Origin of the sequence: Pseudomonas sp. FP818 (assembly GCF_030687335.1) — a bacterium.
Lineage (GTDB): Bacteria > Pseudomonadota > Gammaproteobacteria > Pseudomonadales > Pseudomonadaceae > Aquipseudomonas > Aquipseudomonas shahriarae.
The window spans coordinates 4,987,710-5,003,835 of record NZ_CP117427.1 but is presented as its reverse complement, the minus strand read 5'-3'; the positions used below and the strand labels follow the sequence as shown (position 1 = coordinate 5,003,835).

Sequence of the window (16,126 nt, the reverse complement as noted above, 5' to 3'; positions counted from 1 at the left end):
GTGCTACGGCTCATCGACAGGTGACGATTTACAGCTTAGTCAGGGCTGTGTGTCCGTCAGGCGATTGGGCAAGGGAAAAATGTCAGATTGTGCGTCTTGTGAGGGCCTGGCCCGGCGCGGATGAGTACACTGGCGCGGTTGTTGAGGGCAGGGCGCAGGAGGTGCCTTGCGATGGGTTTTATTCTGGAGAGTGAATGTGATGCGTCAGAACGGCTTTACTTTGATCGAGTTGTTGATCGTCGTGGCGATCATCGGCATCTTGGCCACGATTGGCCTGCCCATGTATACCAAGCACCAGGCCAAGGCCAAGTTCACTGCGGGGTTGGCGGAAGTCTCGGCGTTGAAGGCGGGCTTCGAAGACACCTTCAACCAGGGCACGGCACCCACGCTGACGCTGATCGGCGGCACCAGCCCGACCGCCAATTGCGTGATCAGCGTGGCGGGCGATGTGGCTGCGGGGACGGGTTCGATTGCCTGTGAGATCCTCGATGCGCCTGCGCCTGTCCAGGGCAAGCTCATTACCCTGGCGCGCAGTGCCAGTGACGGTTGGAAGTGCACCACCAACGCTGACGAGCAGTACGTTGCAAAGGGTTGCACGGCTGGCAACTGAGCCCGGGCCACCTAAATCAGTGATGGGGGCCTGGCGTGACGGGCTCCCAGGCACTTCACAGGGAAGTAAGGGGTGCCCATGACGTTATCCGTGCAACAGCGAGGAAGCGTGTTTTTGGTGATGGCGCTGAGCCTTTTGCTGCTGGGCATCACCCTGTCCTTCAGTGGTCATGACTGGCAGCGTGTGCTGCAGGTCGGCGTGGCTGTGTGTGCGTTGCTCTATGGCCTGGCGACTCCCGCCGGGCGCCTGGTCGACAGACCCACCGCTATCGGCCTGGGGCTGGTGTTCGGCCTGGGCCTGATCTCTTCGTTGTTGGCCCACCAGCCTCTCTGGGCGTTGACCGAGTGGGCGCTGATGATCACCTGCGGGGTGATTGCCGCAGCTTTTGCCCGCTTGCGACGCAATGGCGATCAAACCCTGGATCAGGTGCTGATCCTGTTTGTGTTGCTGCTGTGCCTGATCAAGAGCCTGCAATATGGGTACGCGGGCGTCCTGGCGTTTACCAGTGGCGAACCGACACTGGACACCGACCTGCTGCTTTCCGGGTTCTCCAACAAGCGTTTCTACGGCCAGTTCCAGACGTTTACCTTGCCCTTGCTGGCGTTGCCGCTGCTGCTCACGGGCACCTCGCGGTTGGCGCGTGGGCTGGTGTTCGCCCTGTTGTGTGCATGGTGGTTGATTGCAATCAGTGGCGGCACCCGTGGCACCTGGCTGGGCTTCGGCGTTGCGGCACTGGTCCTGGCTTTTCTGGGGGCGGCGGGGCGTCGCTGGTTGACCTGGCAGTTGGCTGCGCTGTGTGGCGGGCTGGTTTTATACGGGTTGTTGTTCACGGTATTGGCGCCTTACCTGGGGCTGGAAATTGCCAGTCTTTCCAAGGACCGCCTTACCACCAGCCTTTCGGGTCGTGAAGTGATCTGGTGGCAAGCCTGGGACATGATCCGCGAACGGCCGTGGCTCGGTTTCGGGCCGATGCACTTTGCCGATATCCCCAACCCGATTGCCGCCCATCCGCACCAGGCAATCCTGCAGTGGGCCAGTGAGTGGGGCGTGCCCTCGGCCCTGTGCGTCGCGTTGCTGGCGCTGCGCGGCGGCTGGGCCACACTGAGGGTCATTCATCGGCAAGGGCCGTCAGGTGCACCGCAAGACCTGCTGCGCCTGTGTCTATTCGCCGCGCTGCTGGGCGCGACGGTGCAGGCGATGGTCGACGGGATTATCGTGATGCCCTATTCGCAACTGTGGTTGGCGCTAGTGGTGGGTTGGTTGATGGCATTGCATCCGTGGCGCACGCCGGTTGTCGAGCCGATGCCGCTGTTGCGCGGGGCCTGGCAGGTGTCGGCTGTGCTGTCGGTGGCGTTGCTGGTATTTGTCGTGTACCGCGACCTGCCAGGCGCCACCGAGCGCAGCCAGCACTATATCGACATTGCCAAAAGCCATTTGCAGCCGCGCTTCTGGGTCCAGGGAGTCATTGCGCCGCACATTCGGTAAGTTGCCGGGCGCCCATTGCAGTGCTAGCTTTAGCCCACAGCCCGTGTAGCTCAGTTGGTAGAGCAGCGCACTCGTAACGCGAAGGTCGCAGGTTCGATTCCTGTCTCGGGCAAAAAGGCACCACAGTTTTCAGATGATCCCAGAATGGTTCTGAAGGCCAGACGAACCGGTATTCGTGCCCGTTCTTTTGTATCTGCGCAACCTTGATGACCCAGATGCATCCCCATTCCTTCGATCTAAGAGAACGACATGACCACGACAGAAATGACCCAGGAAGTGCGGCACGCAGAAGCCCTCAAGAAATACCTCGAGGAGTCGGCGCAGCTTAAGGAAGAGATCAAGGACCTGAGCGCTGATGATCAGCGCGACCAGATCCAGTGGGCATTCGAGGACGAGGCCGAGAGCCAGGGCTTCCAGCCTTGGGAACTGACCCTCAAGTACACCTGCACAGCGGAAGAATTCGAAGCTGCGCGCCTGGCCCTGCACAAAGAGGCGGCCGAGGTGCTGGGTGTCGAGTGGGAAGAGTATTGCGAGATGAACAATCTGGTGGTTTAGAAGCCACGGCAGGTTTCAAGCTGCAAGTGTCGCCACGCGCCCTTGCAGCTTGAAGTTTGCAGCGACTCAGATACTGAGCCGCATCGACAGATCCACCGCCTTCACATCCTTGGTCATCGCGCCGATAGAGATGTAGTCCACGCCGGTCTCGGCAATGGGCAGCAAAGTGCTTTCGTTGATCCCGCCACTGGCTTCCAGCTTGGCCTTGCCGCCGTTCAGGCGCACGGCTTCGCGCATGTCGTCCAGGCTCAACTCATCCAGCATGATGATGTCGGCACCTGCCGCCAGGGCCTCGCGTAACTCTTCCAGGCTTTCCACTTCGACTTCCACCGGCTTGCCCGGGGCGATCTTGTGGGCGGCAGTAATGGCCTGTGCAATCCCCCCGCAGGCGGCGATATGGTTTTCCTTGATCAGGAACGCGTCATACAGACCGATGCGGTGATTGTGGCAACCGCCGCAGGTCACCGCGTACTTTTGCGCCAGGCGCAGCCCCGGCAGGGTCTTGCGGGTGTCCAGCAGCTTGACCTGGGTGGTGGCGACAAAGTCTGCCAGGTACTGCGCGCGGGTGGCCACGCCTGACAACAGTTGCAGGAAATTCAGTGCACTGCGTTCGCCGGTCAGCAATGAGCGGGCAGGCCCTTCGAGGTGGAACAGCGCCTGGTTGGGGCTGACGCGTTCACCGTCGCGTACCTGCCAATGCACGGCAACCCGTGGGTCCAACTGGCGGAACACGGCATCGACCCAGGCGGTGCCACTGATAACCGCAGCATCACGGGTGATGATCGTGGCCTTGGCCAGGCGTTCGGCCGGGATCAGTTGCGCGGTGATATCGCCGCTGCCGATATCTTCCAGCAGTGCGCGGCGCACGTTGGCTTCGATTTCGGCGGTGAGGTCGGCGAGGCGTAGATTCGGCATAGCGGGCTCCACATACAAAGTGCCTCGATTATAGGGGCATGGCAGCGCCGAACCCAAGGTATGCCGGCATAACCTGGCTGATTACAAAGCCCGTACAGAGTTTGCTGGCGCTACAGGGTCTATTTGCAAGATAATCTCGCGCCTTGCAATTGGCGTCATAGCTTTGACGTCTCGGTGATCTACAAATAATCGTGGTAGCCACCGGTATTCCATCGGTGGTTGTGGCGATCGTTCACAAAACCGAACCCCGTCGCTCCAGGAGGCCAGCATGCACAATGACGCAAAGGTGGTGCCGATCAACAGGATCGCCGCACAAGCGATGCCGTCGCCGCTCGCCCGCCTGCCTGTGATTGTGCTGCAGGTGCGTGACAAGGCCACGCAGCAACTCGACCGGGGGCTGCAGGAGTTGTTCGATAACGCCGACGACACTCTGTTCGAGATGGCCGACAAAGCCCGCAGCAGCGCCGACCACAATATTTTTTTTGAAGCCATGCGCGACCTGCGCCTCAAGCGCAAGAACTTCGAGCGCATGTTCATGGAACAGCTCTTCGACGCATTTGCCAACCTGGGGCAGGCCGGGCAAGGCGAGTTGCTGTTGCCGACGGTCTCCTACGAAGCAGCGCCCGGCGCGTGCGCCGATGACCTGGAAAAAGCCGTGGCCCTGGAGGCCATGCTCGACAAGGTCATGCACCGTGACGGCCTGGCCCTGGGGCAACTGACCGCCCGCCTCGGTGCGCTGCTGGGCAAGCACCTCGACGATCGGGAAAACCCCCTGGGCCCGGCGATGCTCTGCGAGTACTTCCTGCGGGCCGGGCGCAGCCTGGGGGTGGAGATCCGGGTCAAGCTGATCATTTTGAAACTGTTTGAAAAATACGTGCTCAGCGATGCCGACCTGCTGTACGGCGAGGCCAATCAGTTACTGGTGGCCACGGGTGTGCTGCCCGAGCTCAAGGCCGTACCCTCACGACGTCCCGGCGAACGTGCCAGCCGGGTCCGCCCGCCGGCGGAGGTAGCTCCGACTGCCGACGCCCAGGCCGATGAGGGTGAGCAACAAGTGTTCGCGGCCCTGCAGGAACTGTTGCTGACAGTGCGCGGCAGCGTCGCCCCGACCTTGGAGGCCAGCGCCCAGGCCCAGCCTATTTCCACCCGCGACCTGCTGCGTCTGCTCTCCCACTTACAGCAATATGTGCCAGACCCTGCGGTCGAGGACGATTTTGACCTGCGCCGCCAGTTGGAAGAACTGCTGACCCGGGTCAGCGTCAAGAGTGGCAAGTCGCGGGTGGTGGAGGATGCCGACGAGGACGTGATCAACCTGATCGCCATGTTGTTCGAGTTCATTCTCGACGACCGTACCTTGCCCGACTCCCTCAAGGCGTTGATTGCGCGCCTGCAGATTCCCATGTTGAAAGTGGCCGTGCTGGACAAGAGTTTTTTCAGCCGTGGCAGCCACCCGGCGCGGCGCCTGCTCAATGAAATCGGCACGGCCGCCTTGGGCTGGGGCAAGCGTGATGACTATCAGCGTGACAGTCTTTATGTGCGCATCGAGCAGGTGGTGCAGCGCCTGTTGAACGACTTTGTCGATGACCCGGCGATTTTCTCCGTCCTTCTGCAGGAGTTCACCGCGTTTACCCAGGACGAGCGCCGCCGCAGTGAGTTGCTCGAACAGCGTACCCGCGACGCCGAAGAAGGGCGCGCCCGCACCGAACAGGCGCGGCAGCGGGTCGCCGATGCGGTGAGTCAACGGTTGCGGGGCAAGGTCTTGCCGCACTTTGTGGTGCAGTTCCTGCAACAGGCCTGGAGCCAGGTGTTGTTGCTCGAATGCCTCAAGCACGAGCAACCCTCGCCGCAGTGGCAGGCGCGGCTGCGGGTCATGGACGAATTGATCTGGAGTGTCGGCTTGAGTGAAGACACCGAAGCCGGCCGCCGCCTGCTGGAACAATTGCCCGCGTTGCTCAAGGCCCTGCGTGAGGGGCTGAGCGAGGCGGCGTTTGATTCCTTTGTGACCCATGAGTTTTTTATTCAGTTGCAGGCCCTGCATACCCAGGCGTTCCAGGGGGCGGCGCTTCCCAATGTGACGCTGATCGAAGTGCGCGAAAACTCAGGCGCTGCGCCGCCGGTGGAGGCGGTCAGGCTGGCAGAGGACGATCCCGATCTGCTCAAGGTCCGGCAATTGCGCATCGGCAGTTGGGTCGAGTTCCGTGAAGATGAGGAAAACACCCTGCGCTGCAAGCTGACGGCGATCATTGCCCCGGCCAACAGCTATATATTTGTCAATCGCACTGGCCTCAAGGTCCTGGAAAAAACCTGCACGGAGCTGGCCCTGGAGTTCAAGCGTGGCGGGGTCCGCACCCTGGATGATGCACTGCTGTTCGACCGCGCGCTGGCGTCGGTGATTGGCAGCTTGCGCCAACTCAATCGCGCCAAGTGATCGCAACCACCCTGCGTATCACGGCATACTGAGCGCTCCCAAGTCGTGCGCAAGGAACCTGTATGCAGTTGGACCCCACCAGCGGTTGGTGCCAGGGCATTGCCCATTGCCCGTCGCCCAACTTCAATGAACGCCCAGGCGGCGAGATTTCCCTGTTGGTGGTGCACAACATCAGTTTGCCGCCGGCCCAGTTCGCCACGGGCAAAGTGCAGGCGTTTTTCCAGAATCGTCTGGATGTCACGGAACATCCCTACTTTGCAGGCATCGCTGACCTACGGGTATCCGCGCATTTTCTGATTGAGCGTGATGGTACGGTGACGCAATTTGTCTCCTGCCGGGACCGTGCCTGGCATGCTGGCGTCTCCTGTTTCGAGGGGCGCGAGACCTGCAATGACTTTTCCCTGGGGATCGAGCTTGAAGGGACCGACGACCAACCCTTTACCGACGCCCAGTACCATTCCCTGATCGAACTGAGTCGCCAATTGCTGGCCGCCTACCCGGGCATCACGCACCAGCGCATTTGCGGTCATAGTGACATCGCCCCAGGACGCAAGACCGATCCTGGACCGGCTTTTGATTGGGCGCGTTTTCGCGGCGCCTTGCAGGATGGAGGACATGCACAATGAGTTTCCTGGTGTTGGTGCTGGCAGTGTGGATCGAGAAGTTCTCGGCCTTGCGTCAGCGGGTACAGCGTGATGGCCGTTGGCTGCGCCAACTGGCTCGGCTTGAGTCGAGCGCGCGGCTGGGCAAACAACCCTGGCTGATCCTGGCGCTGCTGGTGTTGCTGCCGGTGGCATTGCTGGGGCTGTTACTGCTGGTCCTGGAGCCGCTGGCCTATGGTTTGCTGGCGCTGCCGGTGCACCTGTTGGTGGTGATCTACAGCCTGGGCCGCGGCGATTTGCTGGGCCAGTTGGGGCCGTTTCGCGATGCCTGGCGCCGGGGTGACTTGCAAGCCGCTGAACACGTTGCCGAACGTGACCTGGGCATTGGCGCCGACAGCGGCGAGCAACTGCTGGAGCGGGTCCAGGGCCATTTGCTGTGGCAGGCCTATCAGAGTTTTTTTGCGGTGATTTTCTGGTACTTCCTCCTCGGCCCGGTGGTGGCCCTGGCCTACCGCCTGTTGGCCCTGGCCAGTGAACACGGGCAGAACCCGCTGGTGGTCGAGCGCGCCGGACAATTGCGCCATGCGTTCGACTGGTTGCCGGTGCGGTTGCTGGCGGCGAGCTTTGCCTTGGTCGGCAATTTTGTCGCGGTCAGCCGGGTAATGCTGCATGAACTGTTGAACTGGGATATCAGTGCGGCGCAGTTGGTGGAAAAGGTTGGCCTGGTGGCCGGCGAAATTCCTGCGCCGGTGGTCGGTGCCGAAGGGATCAACAGCCTGGATCGGTTGTGGGAACTGCTGCTGCGCGCGGCCGTGTTGTGGTACGCCGGGTTTGCGATCTGGACCGTCCTGCCCTGAAAAACACCTCTTGTGGGAGCGGGCTTGTGTGGGAGCGGGCTTGCCCGCGATGCGGTGTAGCAGTCAAAAAATCTGGTACTGACACACCGCTCCCACAAAGAGCCCGTAGTGGCTTCAAAAATCGGTCGGCCGCCAGGCCCCGCCGATCGCGTTAACCTTAAGTTACAAAACTTCCCGCCGATTTAAGCTTTACAGACAGCGCGCCCAATAGTGGCTTTCTGCCGCTGCCCTGCGCCTTCAATAAAAATAAAAGAAAAGGGAGTTCATCTGTGAAGAGCTTGCTCTATCCCGCCATCGCGCTGATGAATCGCCTGAGCTTCGGCATGAAGTTCAGCCTGATCAGTGTGTTGTTTTTCCTGCCCATGCTGGTGACCAACTATTACCTGGTCCGCGATTCCTGGCGTGAGTTCCAGGGCACGCAGGTTGAGTTGCAGAGCCTGGACCTGTTGGGCAGCAGCCTGATCCTGCGGCGCGACCTGGAAACCCTGAACAATCAGGTGCAGATCAACGCCACCCTTGGGCAGGCGGGCAAGGCGGGGGATATCGAAAGTCAAATCAGCGCTTTGGAGCAGCGCGTACTGGAACGTCTGCAAGGTTTCCAGGCGATGACGACCGATCCCGAGCAGGTCGCGGTGTTCGAGGGCAAGCGCGATGAGATGATTGCGGCCTTCAAGGCCCAGCAAAGCGAGTCTTCACTGCTGAGCAAAAGTGCCTTGATCGGCAAGTTGCTGAACAAGGCGCAGATGTTCAGCCAGATCATTGCCAGCCAGTCGGGGTTGAGTCGTGATGTCCAGGGCGACGTGCGCCAACTCAGCGAACTGATTACCAGCGTCACTCCGCAAGTCACCCAGACCCTGGGCGAAGGCCGGGCCATGGGCGCATATTCCCTGGGCCAGGGTTTTCTCAACTCATCGTCCAGCACGCGTTTTGACGAACTGCTGCAGCAACTGGAAAAACTCCAGGCGGAATACGGTTTGAAAGTGCAGGACGCCCTGGGCTCCAGCAAGGCCGCCCATGGTTCACTGGATGCCTTGGCCCAAGCCAGCCAGGCCAGCCTCAAGCAGGGCAGCGAGCTGTTTGAAGAGCAGGTGGTGATGGCCGAAACCCTGGAGGCGCCGTGGCAGACCTTCTATGACGAAGTGACGGCCTTGATGGCCAAGACCTATCAACTGGACGACGCGACCCTGTCCTTCCTCGACCAGCAACTGCAGCAGCGCCTGGCCCAGAACCGTACGCACATGGTGCTGCTGGTCACAGCGCTGGCGGCGGTGTTCTTGTTGATTTTCTATCTGTACGGCGGCTTCTACGCCTCGACCCGCACCACCCTGCGCCACCTGGGGGCAATGATGGATAAGGTCGCTGCCGGGGACATGACTGTCAGCTTCAAGTCCCAGAGTCGCGATGAGCTGGGTGAATTGGGCGAAGTGTTCAATGGCACCGTGGCGAAAATCCACGACCTGATCGAGCGGGTAGGGCAGACCGTCCAGGAGGTCGAGCATCAGGCCGGGCAGGTGGAGTCGGTGTCGGCGCGCAGCAATCAGGCGGTGTCGGGCCAGCGCAGCCAGATCGAGCAGGTGGCGACGGCCATGAACCAGATGTCGGCGACTGCACATGAAGTGGCGCGCAGTGCCGCGGCGGCTGTCAGCAGTGCCCATAGCGTCAACGATGAAACCCTTAACGGGCGTGGCCTGGTGCAATCCCAGCAGGGCAGCATCGCGCTACTGGCATCGGAGATCGACCAGTCAGTGCTGGTGATCAACCAACTGGCCATCGACAGTCAATCCATCAGCAGCGTGCTGGAAGTGATCAAGAGCATCGCCGAACAAACCAACCTGCTGGCCCTGAACGCGGCCATCGAGGCGGCGCGGGCGGGGGAGCAGGGGCGTGGGTTTGCCGTGGTGGCCGATGAGGTGCGCACCCTGGCCCGGCGCACCCAGCACTCCACCGAAGAAATCGAGCAGATGATCGCCAAGTTGCACCAAGGCGTCGGCGCGGCCGTGAAGGCCATGGGCAGCAGCCATAAAATGGCCAGCGGCACGGTCGGGCAGTCGGAACAGGTCCAGTTGGCCCTGGAAAATATCCTCGGTGCGGTGGGCATGATCGTCGATCAGAACCAGCAAATCGCGGCGGCGGTGGAGCAGCAGACGGCGGTGGCCCACGACATCGACCAGAATATCGTCGAGATCAATCGGGCTGGCGAGCACGCGGCCCAGGGCGCGCACCAGACCGAAGAGGCCAGCCGGCAATTGTCCTTGCAGGTGATTGAGTTGAAAAAGCTGATCGGTGCCTTCCGCGTGTAAGACTTGGTTGTAGGCTTTATCCCTTTGCTATGTGGTGCATGTCCTGTTTTCCCGCGTGAGCTTTTTTTGCGCTGGGATTGGGTGAGAATTTGTTTCACCCCATCCAGCGCTTCCGGGAGGCAGGGCCATGACCGCGACAACTCCAGGCGTGAAAGGGCATTGCGCCCATTGCGATATCACCTTTGTGCTCAAGCCCTGGCAGCTCAATGCCATTGCACTCAACGAGCCCTTTGATTGCCCGTATTGCCACAAAGTCCTGCTGCTCAATTGCCCCAGGCAACTGCGTCAGTTGAAGTCCCTGGACAACCTGGCCCTGCTGCGCCCGAGCATGCTGGTGCTGACCTGCGTGGCCTTGTTGGTGGCCCTGGTGGTCGAGTGGGTCGGCTTGATCAGCAAGATCGGGCAATTGAATGTGTCGCTGGTGGCGATCCTGATTCACTTCCTGACCCTGCGCCACGCCCGCCACCGGCACCGCATGACCCTGACGCTAGAGGCGGTCAACCCCGTCATCGACGGGCCAGTGGAACACTTCGCAGGCGTTGCGGGTGCTCGCTTTGGCCAGCGCTGAAGGGCTGATGCCCATCAGTTCGGCCAGGGCGCTGCAGATGGCCGGCAGGTGTTGCGGGCTATTGCGTTGGCCGGGGTACATGGCGGGCGCCATGTCCGGCGAGTCGGTTTCCAACACCACTGATTCCAGCGGCAGTTGGGCGATGACCTTGTGCATGCGCAGGGCCTGAGGCCAGGTTGGCGCGCCGCCCAGGCCCAGCTTGAACCCCAGCTTGATGTATTCGCGGGCTTCTTCGCGGCTGCCGGCGAAGGCATGGATGATCCCGCCCCGGGGCAGGCGAATGCGCTTGAGGGTGGCGATAACGGCCGCATGGCTGCGCCGCACATGCAGCAGCGCCGGCAACTGGAAGTCCACGGCCAACTGCAACTGGGCTTCAAACAGGGATTGCTGGCGTTCGCGGTCCAGGTGCGCCAGGAAGTAGTCCAGGCCGATTTCACCCACGGCGCAGAGTTGGCGATGGCCCTTGAGGCGGGTCAGCCAGTCGCCCAACTCGATCAGGTCTGCGGGGCGATGCTCATCCAGGTATACCGGGTGCAGGCCGAAGGCCCCGTGCAGGTCCGGGTCCTGTTGTGCCAGGTCCCATAGCCGTTGCCAATTGCGCTGGTACACCCCTAGCACCACCATGCGCCGCACGCCGAGCTGGCGACTGTGCCTGAGCACCTCGTCGCGATCAGCGTCGAAGTCCTCGAAGTCGAGGTGGGTGTGGCTGTCGACCAGCTCCATGTCTATATCTCGTGAATCCGCTGCTTGAAGGTCCGGCCAATGGCATGCACACCCGGCTGGTAGTGCTGTTCTTCAATTGCCGCGAGTGCCAGGCGCAGGGCCGTCTCGGCGATCAGCGCGTGCTGCTGGGCCATGGCGTTGACCGGCAGCGGCAGGAAGTCCAGCAACTGGGTGTCACCAAAAGTGCCCAGGCGCAGCGGCCGGGATTTGAGCGGGAAGTCATGCAGCGCGTCAAACACCCCTTGCAGCAGGACGTAGGAAGTCGTCACCAATGCATCGGGTAAATGCCCCAGGCGTTGCAGGAGTTCTTCCATCAACTGGCGACCGCAGTCGCGGCTGAAGGCTTCGCCGTGCTCGACCAGCACATCACCTTTGAAGTCTTCAAGCGCTTGCTGGAAACCCGCCGCGCGCTCCTGGCTGATGCTCAGCTCGGGGCGGGCACCGATCAGGACGATCTGCCGGGGCAGGGGTTGCAGCAGGCTGCTGGTCAATTGCTGGCAGGCCTGGCGGTCATCGCTGACCACCGAGCAGAACTGCTCGGCGTCCATCACCCGGTCGATGGCAATCACCGGCAGGCCCTTGGCTTGCAGCTCGCGATAGCTGTCATCGCTGGCGGGCAGGCAACTGGCGACGAACAGTGCATCGCAACGCCGCGCGCGGAACAGTTGCAGCAACTGGCGCTCGCTGTCGGCATCGTCATCGGAACTGGCGATCAGCAACTGATAGCCACGGGCCCGTGCGCCTTGTTCCAACAGCTTGGCGATCCGTGCATAACTGGGGTTTTCCAGGTCCGGCAGGATAAAACCCAAGGTACGCGTGTGCCGGCTGCGCAAGCCGGCGGCCTGGGGGTTGGGGGTAAAGCCGTGCTCCTCGACCACCGCCCGCACCCGTTCCACGGTGGCGGTGCTGATCCGTTGCTGTGCGGCCTTGCCATTGATGACGTAGCTGGCGGTGGTCACGGACACACCGGCTAAGCGTGCAATATCACTGAGTTTCAAACCGGGATTTCCTTGTTTTTTAGAGCTTGCCCCGACATTTTGTCCAATCGTAACCGATTCCTGCACGCGACCATTGTCGCAACTCAAGCGCCGAGCGGTGCTTCAAGGATGCAGAATTACCCAGTAATCTGCCATAAAATCTAGATTAAACGTTTCAGCAGGCGTATTTTTACGATGATCGCTGCTGAGCGCCTACTGCCAATTGACCACTCAGTCAGTTATTTTTGCACGGTTTAATCAAAACAATACCTAGTGCGCACCCCGCACTAACTAGGAGAAAGGCATGCTTGAGCTCACCGTAGAGCAGATATCCATGGGCCAGGTGGCTGTGGATAAGTCTGCTGCCTTGCAACTGCTCGCCGAAAAACTGGTGGCCGATGGCCTGGTCGCCGAGGGTTACCTGAGCGGCCTGCAAGCCCGTGAAGCGCAAGGCTCGACCTTCCTTGGCCAAGGTATTGCGATCCCCCACGGCACTCCCGAAACCCGCGACCAGGTATTCGCCACCGGCGTGCGCCTGCTGCAATTTCCCCAAGGCGTGGATTGGGGCGATGGCCAGATCGTCTACCTGGCGATTGGCATCGCGGCCAAATCCGATGAACACCTGCGCCTGCTGCAACTGCTGACCCGCGCCCTCGGTGAAACCGACCTGGGCCAGGCGCTGTGCCGCGCCACCTCGGCCGACGCCTTGCTCAAACTGCTGCAGGGTGCGCCCCAGGAACTGGCGCTGGATGCACAGATGATCGGCCTGGGCGTGTCCGCCGACGATTTTGAAGAACTGGTGTGGCGCGGCGCGCGCCTGTTGCGCCAGGCCGATTGCGTGAGCAATGGCTTTGCTGCCGTGTTGCAGCAAGTCGATGCATTACCCCTGGGTGATGGCCTGTGGTGGCTGCACAGTGAACAAACGGTCAAGCGCCCGGGCCTGGCCTTTGTCACCCCGGACAAACCCATGCGCTACCTCGGCCAGCCATTGAGCGGCCTGTTCTGCCTGGCCAGCCTCGGTGAGGCCCACCAGGCCCTGCTTGAGCGCCTGTGCGCCTTGCTGATTGAAGGGCGCGGCCAGGAACTGGGGCGCGCCACCAGCAGCCGGGCGGTCCTCGAAGTACTGGGTGGCGAACTGCCCGCCGACTGGCCCAGCGCACGCATTGCCCTGGCCAATGCCCACGGCCTGCATGCGCGGCCGGCCAAGGCCCTGGCGCAACTGGCGAAGGGCTTCGACGGCGAGATCCGCGTGCGGATCGTCGACGGGCAGGGCGGCGCGGTGTCGGTCAAGAGCTTGAGCAAGCTGCTCAGCCTCGGCGCCCGCCGTGGCCAGGTGCTGGAGTTTGTCGCCGAGCCGGCGATTGCCGACGATGCGCTGCCGGCGTTGCTGGCGGCTGTGCAAGCGGGGCTCGGTGAAGACGTCGAGCCGCTGCCGGCCGTCAGCGCACGGGTTGAAGTCATCGAGGCCGAACCACCGCTCAGTGCGCCACTCTCCGGCAGCCTGATTCAGGCAATCCCTGCGGCACCGGGGATCGCCATCGGTCCGGCCCATATCCAAGTGTTGCAGCCTTTCGATTATCCACTGCGGGGCGAGTCGGCCAGCGCCGAGCGCGAGCGCCTATCCGCTGCGCTGCGTGATGTGCGCCACGATATCCAGGGCTTGATCGAGCGCAGCACGTCCAAGGCGATCCGCGAGATTTTCATCACCCACCAGGAAATGCTCGACGACCCGGAACTGACCGACGAAGTCGACACCCGCCTCAAGCAAGGCGAAAGCGCCGAAGCGGCGTGGATGAGCGTGATCGAAGCGGCCGCCAAACAGCAGGAGTCCTTGCAGGACGCGCTGCTCGCCGAACGCGCCGCCGACCTTCGGGATATCGGCCGGCGGGTGCTGGCGCAACTGTGTGGCATCGACACCCCGCAGGAGCCCGACGAACCTTACATTCTGGTGATGGATGAGGTCGGCCCGTCGGATGTGGCGCGCCTCGACCCGACGCGCGTGGCGGGGATCCTCACCGCACGCGGTGGTGCCACCGCCCACAGTGCCATCGTCGCCCGCGCCCTGGGGATTCCCGCATTGGTTGGCGCGGGGCCGGCGGTCTTGCTGCTGGCCTCGGGCACGCCACTGTTGCTCGACGGCCAGCGCGGGCGCCTGCATGTGGATGCCGATGCCGGCACCTTGCAGCGCGCCACGCAGGAGCGCGACACCCGCGAACAACGCCTGCAGGCCGCTGCCGCCCAGCGCCATGAGCCGGCCATGACCCGTGATGGGCATGCCGTGGAAGTGTTTGCCAATATCGGCGAAAGCGCAGGAGTGGCCGCGGCGGTCGAGCAGGGCGCCGAAGGCATTGGCCTGCTGCGTACCGAACTGATTTTCATGGCCCATTCCCAGGCCCCCGACGAAGCCACCCAGGAAGCCGAATACCGCCGGGTGCTCGACGGCCTGGCTGGGCGACCGCTGGTGGTGCGCACCCTGGATGTGGGCGGTGATAAACCCCTGCCTTACTGGCCGATTGCCAAAGAAGAAAACCCGTTCCTGGGTGTGCGCGGCATCCGCCTGACCCTGCAACGCCCGCAGATCATGGAAACCCAACTGCGTGCGCTGTTGCGTTCGGCGGACGGTCGCCCGCTGCGCATCATGTTTCCCATGGTCGGCAGCGTCGATGAGTGGCGCCAGGCCCGGGACATGACCGAGCGCCTGCGCGAGCAGATCCCGGTAGCGGACCTGCAACTGGGGATCATGATCGAAGTGCCTTCGGCGGCCTTGCTGGCGCCAGTACTGGCCAAGGAAGTGGACTTTTTCAGCATTGGCACCAATGACCTGACCCAGTACACCCTGGCCATCGACCGTGGGCATCCCACCCTGTCGGCCCAGGCTGACGGGCTGCACCCGGCGGTGCTGCAACTGATCGACATCACCGTGCGCGCCGCCCATGCCCATGGCAAATGGGTCGGGGTGTGCGGTGAGCTGGCGGCCGACCCGCTGGCCGTGCCGGTGCTGGTCGGCCTTGGCGTCGACGAGTTGAGCGTGTCGGCCCGCAGCATTCCCGAGGTCAAGGCCCGTGTCCGTGAATTCACCCTGAGCGAGGCCCAGACTCTCGCACAAAACGCCTTGGCCGTGGGCTCTCCCGCGCAAGTGCGCGCCCTTGTGGAGGCTGTGTAAATGGCAAGGATTCTAAGCCTGACGCTGAACCCGGCGTTGGACCTGACCGTACAACTGGCGCGCCTGGAGCCAGGGGCGGTCAATCGTAGCCAGGCCATGCTGACCCATGCGGCGGGCAAGGGCGTGAATGTCGCCCAGGTGTTGGCGGACCTTGGCCATCAAGTGACGGTTGGCGGATTCCTGGGGGCAGACAATCCCCAGGCGTTCGACGCGTTGATTGCCCGTCGGGGTTTTGTCGATGCGTTTATTCGTGTGCCGGGGGAAACCCGCAGCAATATTAAAATCGCTGAGCACGACGGCCGGGTGACCGATATCAACGCCCCGGGGCCACAGGTCAGCGCGCAGGCGCAAGAGGCGATGCTTGAGCAGTTGACGCGGATTGCCCCCGGCCATGATGTGGTGGTGGTCGCTGGCAGTCTGCCCCGTGGGGTCAGCCCGCAGTGGCTGTACGCCTTGTTGCAGCACCTGAAAACCCTGGGTCTCAAAGTCGCCCTGGACACCAGCGGCGAGGCTTTGCGTGCCGGGTTGCAGGCCGCTCCCTGGTTGATCAAGCCCAACACCGAAGAACTGGCCGATGCGCTGGATTGCCCAGCCGACACGCCTGCTCAACAGGCCCAGGCGGCCAAGCGCCTGCATGCGCAAGGTGTGGAGCATGTGGTGGTGTCCCAGGGTGCCGAGGGGGTCAATTGGTTCACTGCAAACGGCGCGTTCCATGCCACGCCGCCCCGCGTCACCGTCGCCAGTACGGTGGGCGCGGGTGACTCGTTGCTGGCCGGCATGCTCCACGGTCTACTGGTACAGGACAGCGCACATACGACCCTGGCGCGGGCCACGGCCATCGCCGCCATGGCCGTCACACAGATCGGTTTCGGCATCAGCGATGACGCGCACCTGGCGCGCCTCGAAAGCGGCGTGCAAGTACGCCCGCTGACAGAACAATAAG

13 protein-coding genes, 1 tRNA gene and 1 pseudogene are annotated in these 16,126 nt (G+C 62.4%); 12 read left to right on the top strand and 3 right to left on the bottom strand.

Annotated features, from left to right (window positions below; genetic code table 11):
- The first annotated feature begins 199 nt into the window (after positions 1–199).
- The 4 genes from PSH80_RS22690 (at position 200) to PSH80_RS22675 (ending at position 2,650) form a co-directional block, all read left to right on the top strand.
- Positions 200–610 (top strand): pilin, encoded by a 411-nt coding sequence (locus PSH80_RS22690; protein ID WP_057958404.1) that lies wholly within the window; start codon positions 200–202, stop codon positions 608–610.
- A gap of 78 nt (positions 611–688) precedes the next feature.
- Entirely contained in the window at positions 689–2,095 is a 1,407-nt protein-coding gene (locus PSH80_RS22685) for an O-antigen ligase (RefSeq protein WP_170044038.1), read from the top strand.
- A gap of 39 nt (positions 2,096–2,134) precedes the next feature.
- Positions 2,135–2,207, top strand: a tRNA-Thr gene (locus PSH80_RS22680).
- 137 nt (positions 2,208–2,344) lie between these two features.
- Entirely contained in the window at positions 2,345–2,650 is a 306-nt protein-coding gene (locus tag PSH80_RS22675; protein ID WP_057444407.1) for a DUF6388 family protein, read from the top strand.
- 66 nt (positions 2,651–2,716) lie between these two features.
- Here PSH80_RS22675 and nadC read toward each other — a convergent pair whose 3' ends face one another.
- Positions 2,717–3,565 carry a carboxylating nicotinate-nucleotide diphosphorylase gene (gene nadC, locus PSH80_RS22670; protein ID WP_057958406.1) on the bottom strand — a complete coding sequence of 283 codons (849 nt, stop codon included), beginning with the start codon at positions 3,563–3,565 and terminating at the stop codon, positions 2,717–2,719.
- Positions 3,566–3,833: 268 nt separating this feature from the next.
- Here nadC and PSH80_RS22665 point away from each other — a divergent pair, with 268 nt between their 5' ends.
- The 6 genes and pseudogenes from PSH80_RS22665 to PSH80_RS22645 all read left to right on the top strand — a co-directional run bounded on the left by PSH80_RS22665 (position 3,834) and on the right by PSH80_RS22645 (position 10,320).
- The gene (locus PSH80_RS22665; protein ID WP_305418375.1) at positions 3,834–5,993 is read left to right on the top strand and encodes a DUF1631 domain-containing protein; all 2,160 of its coding nucleotides are present in this window, start codon (positions 3,834–3,836) and stop codon (positions 5,991–5,993) included.
- Between the two features lie 62 nt (positions 5,994–6,055).
- Entirely contained in the window at positions 6,056–6,619 is a 564-nt protein-coding gene (gene ampD / locus PSH80_RS22660) for a 1,6-anhydro-N-acetylmuramyl-L-alanine amidase AmpD (RefSeq protein ID WP_057441053.1), read from the top strand.
- A complete protein-coding gene (gene ampE / locus PSH80_RS22655) occupies positions 6,616–7,452 on the top strand; it encodes a regulatory signaling modulator protein AmpE (protein WP_057441051.1) in 837 nt (278 codons plus the stop codon). Before ampD ends, ampE begins: the two co-directional genes overlap by 4 nt.
- Before the next feature lie 302 nt (positions 7,453–7,754).
- Positions 7,755–8,846, top strand: a pseudogene (locus tag PSH80_RS27495) (methyl-accepting chemotaxis protein); the annotation flags it as partial.
- Positions 8,823–9,752 carry a methyl-accepting chemotaxis protein gene (locus PSH80_RS27490; RefSeq protein ID WP_370693753.1) on the top strand — a complete coding sequence of 310 codons (930 nt, stop codon included), beginning with the start codon at positions 8,823–8,825 and terminating at the stop codon, positions 9,750–9,752. The pseudogene PSH80_RS27495 and the gene PSH80_RS27490, both read left to right, overlap by 24 nt.
- A gap of 127 nt (positions 9,753–9,879) precedes the next feature.
- Positions 9,880–10,320 carry a hypothetical protein gene (locus PSH80_RS22645; RefSeq protein ID WP_057958408.1) on the top strand — a complete coding sequence of 147 codons (441 nt, stop codon included), beginning with the start codon at positions 9,880–9,882 and terminating at the stop codon, positions 10,318–10,320.
- On the opposite strand, the gene PSH80_RS22640 is transcribed toward PSH80_RS22645, so the two are convergent.
- Both PSH80_RS22640 and cra read right to left on the bottom strand, forming a co-directional pair.
- On the bottom strand, positions 10,240–11,043 hold the full coding sequence (locus PSH80_RS22640; protein ID WP_057958409.1) for a TatD family hydrolase: 804 nt from the start codon (positions 11,041–11,043) through the stop codon (positions 10,240–10,242). The genes PSH80_RS22645 and PSH80_RS22640 overlap by 81 nt on opposite strands.
- A 2-nt stretch (positions 11,044–11,045) precedes the next feature.
- Positions 11,046–12,041, bottom strand: coding sequence for a catabolite repressor/activator (cra, locus tag PSH80_RS22635; protein WP_120734161.1), 996 nt, complete (start codon positions 12,039–12,041; stop codon positions 11,046–11,048).
- A gap of 283 nt (positions 12,042–12,324) precedes the next feature.
- On the opposite strand from cra, the gene ptsP reads away from it, so the two are divergent.
- Together ptsP and pfkB are read left to right on the top strand one after the other, a co-directional pair.
- On the top strand, positions 12,325–15,183 hold the full coding sequence (ptsP, locus tag PSH80_RS22630) for a phosphoenolpyruvate--protein phosphotransferase (protein WP_169959779.1): 2,859 nt from the start codon (positions 12,325–12,327) through the stop codon (positions 15,181–15,183).
- Complete coding sequence (gene pfkB, locus PSH80_RS22625) at positions 15,184–16,125, top strand: 1-phosphofructokinase (RefSeq protein ID WP_057958412.1); 942 nt, start codon at positions 15,184–15,186, stop codon at positions 16,123–16,125.
- Position 16,126: the final 1 nt, after the last annotated feature.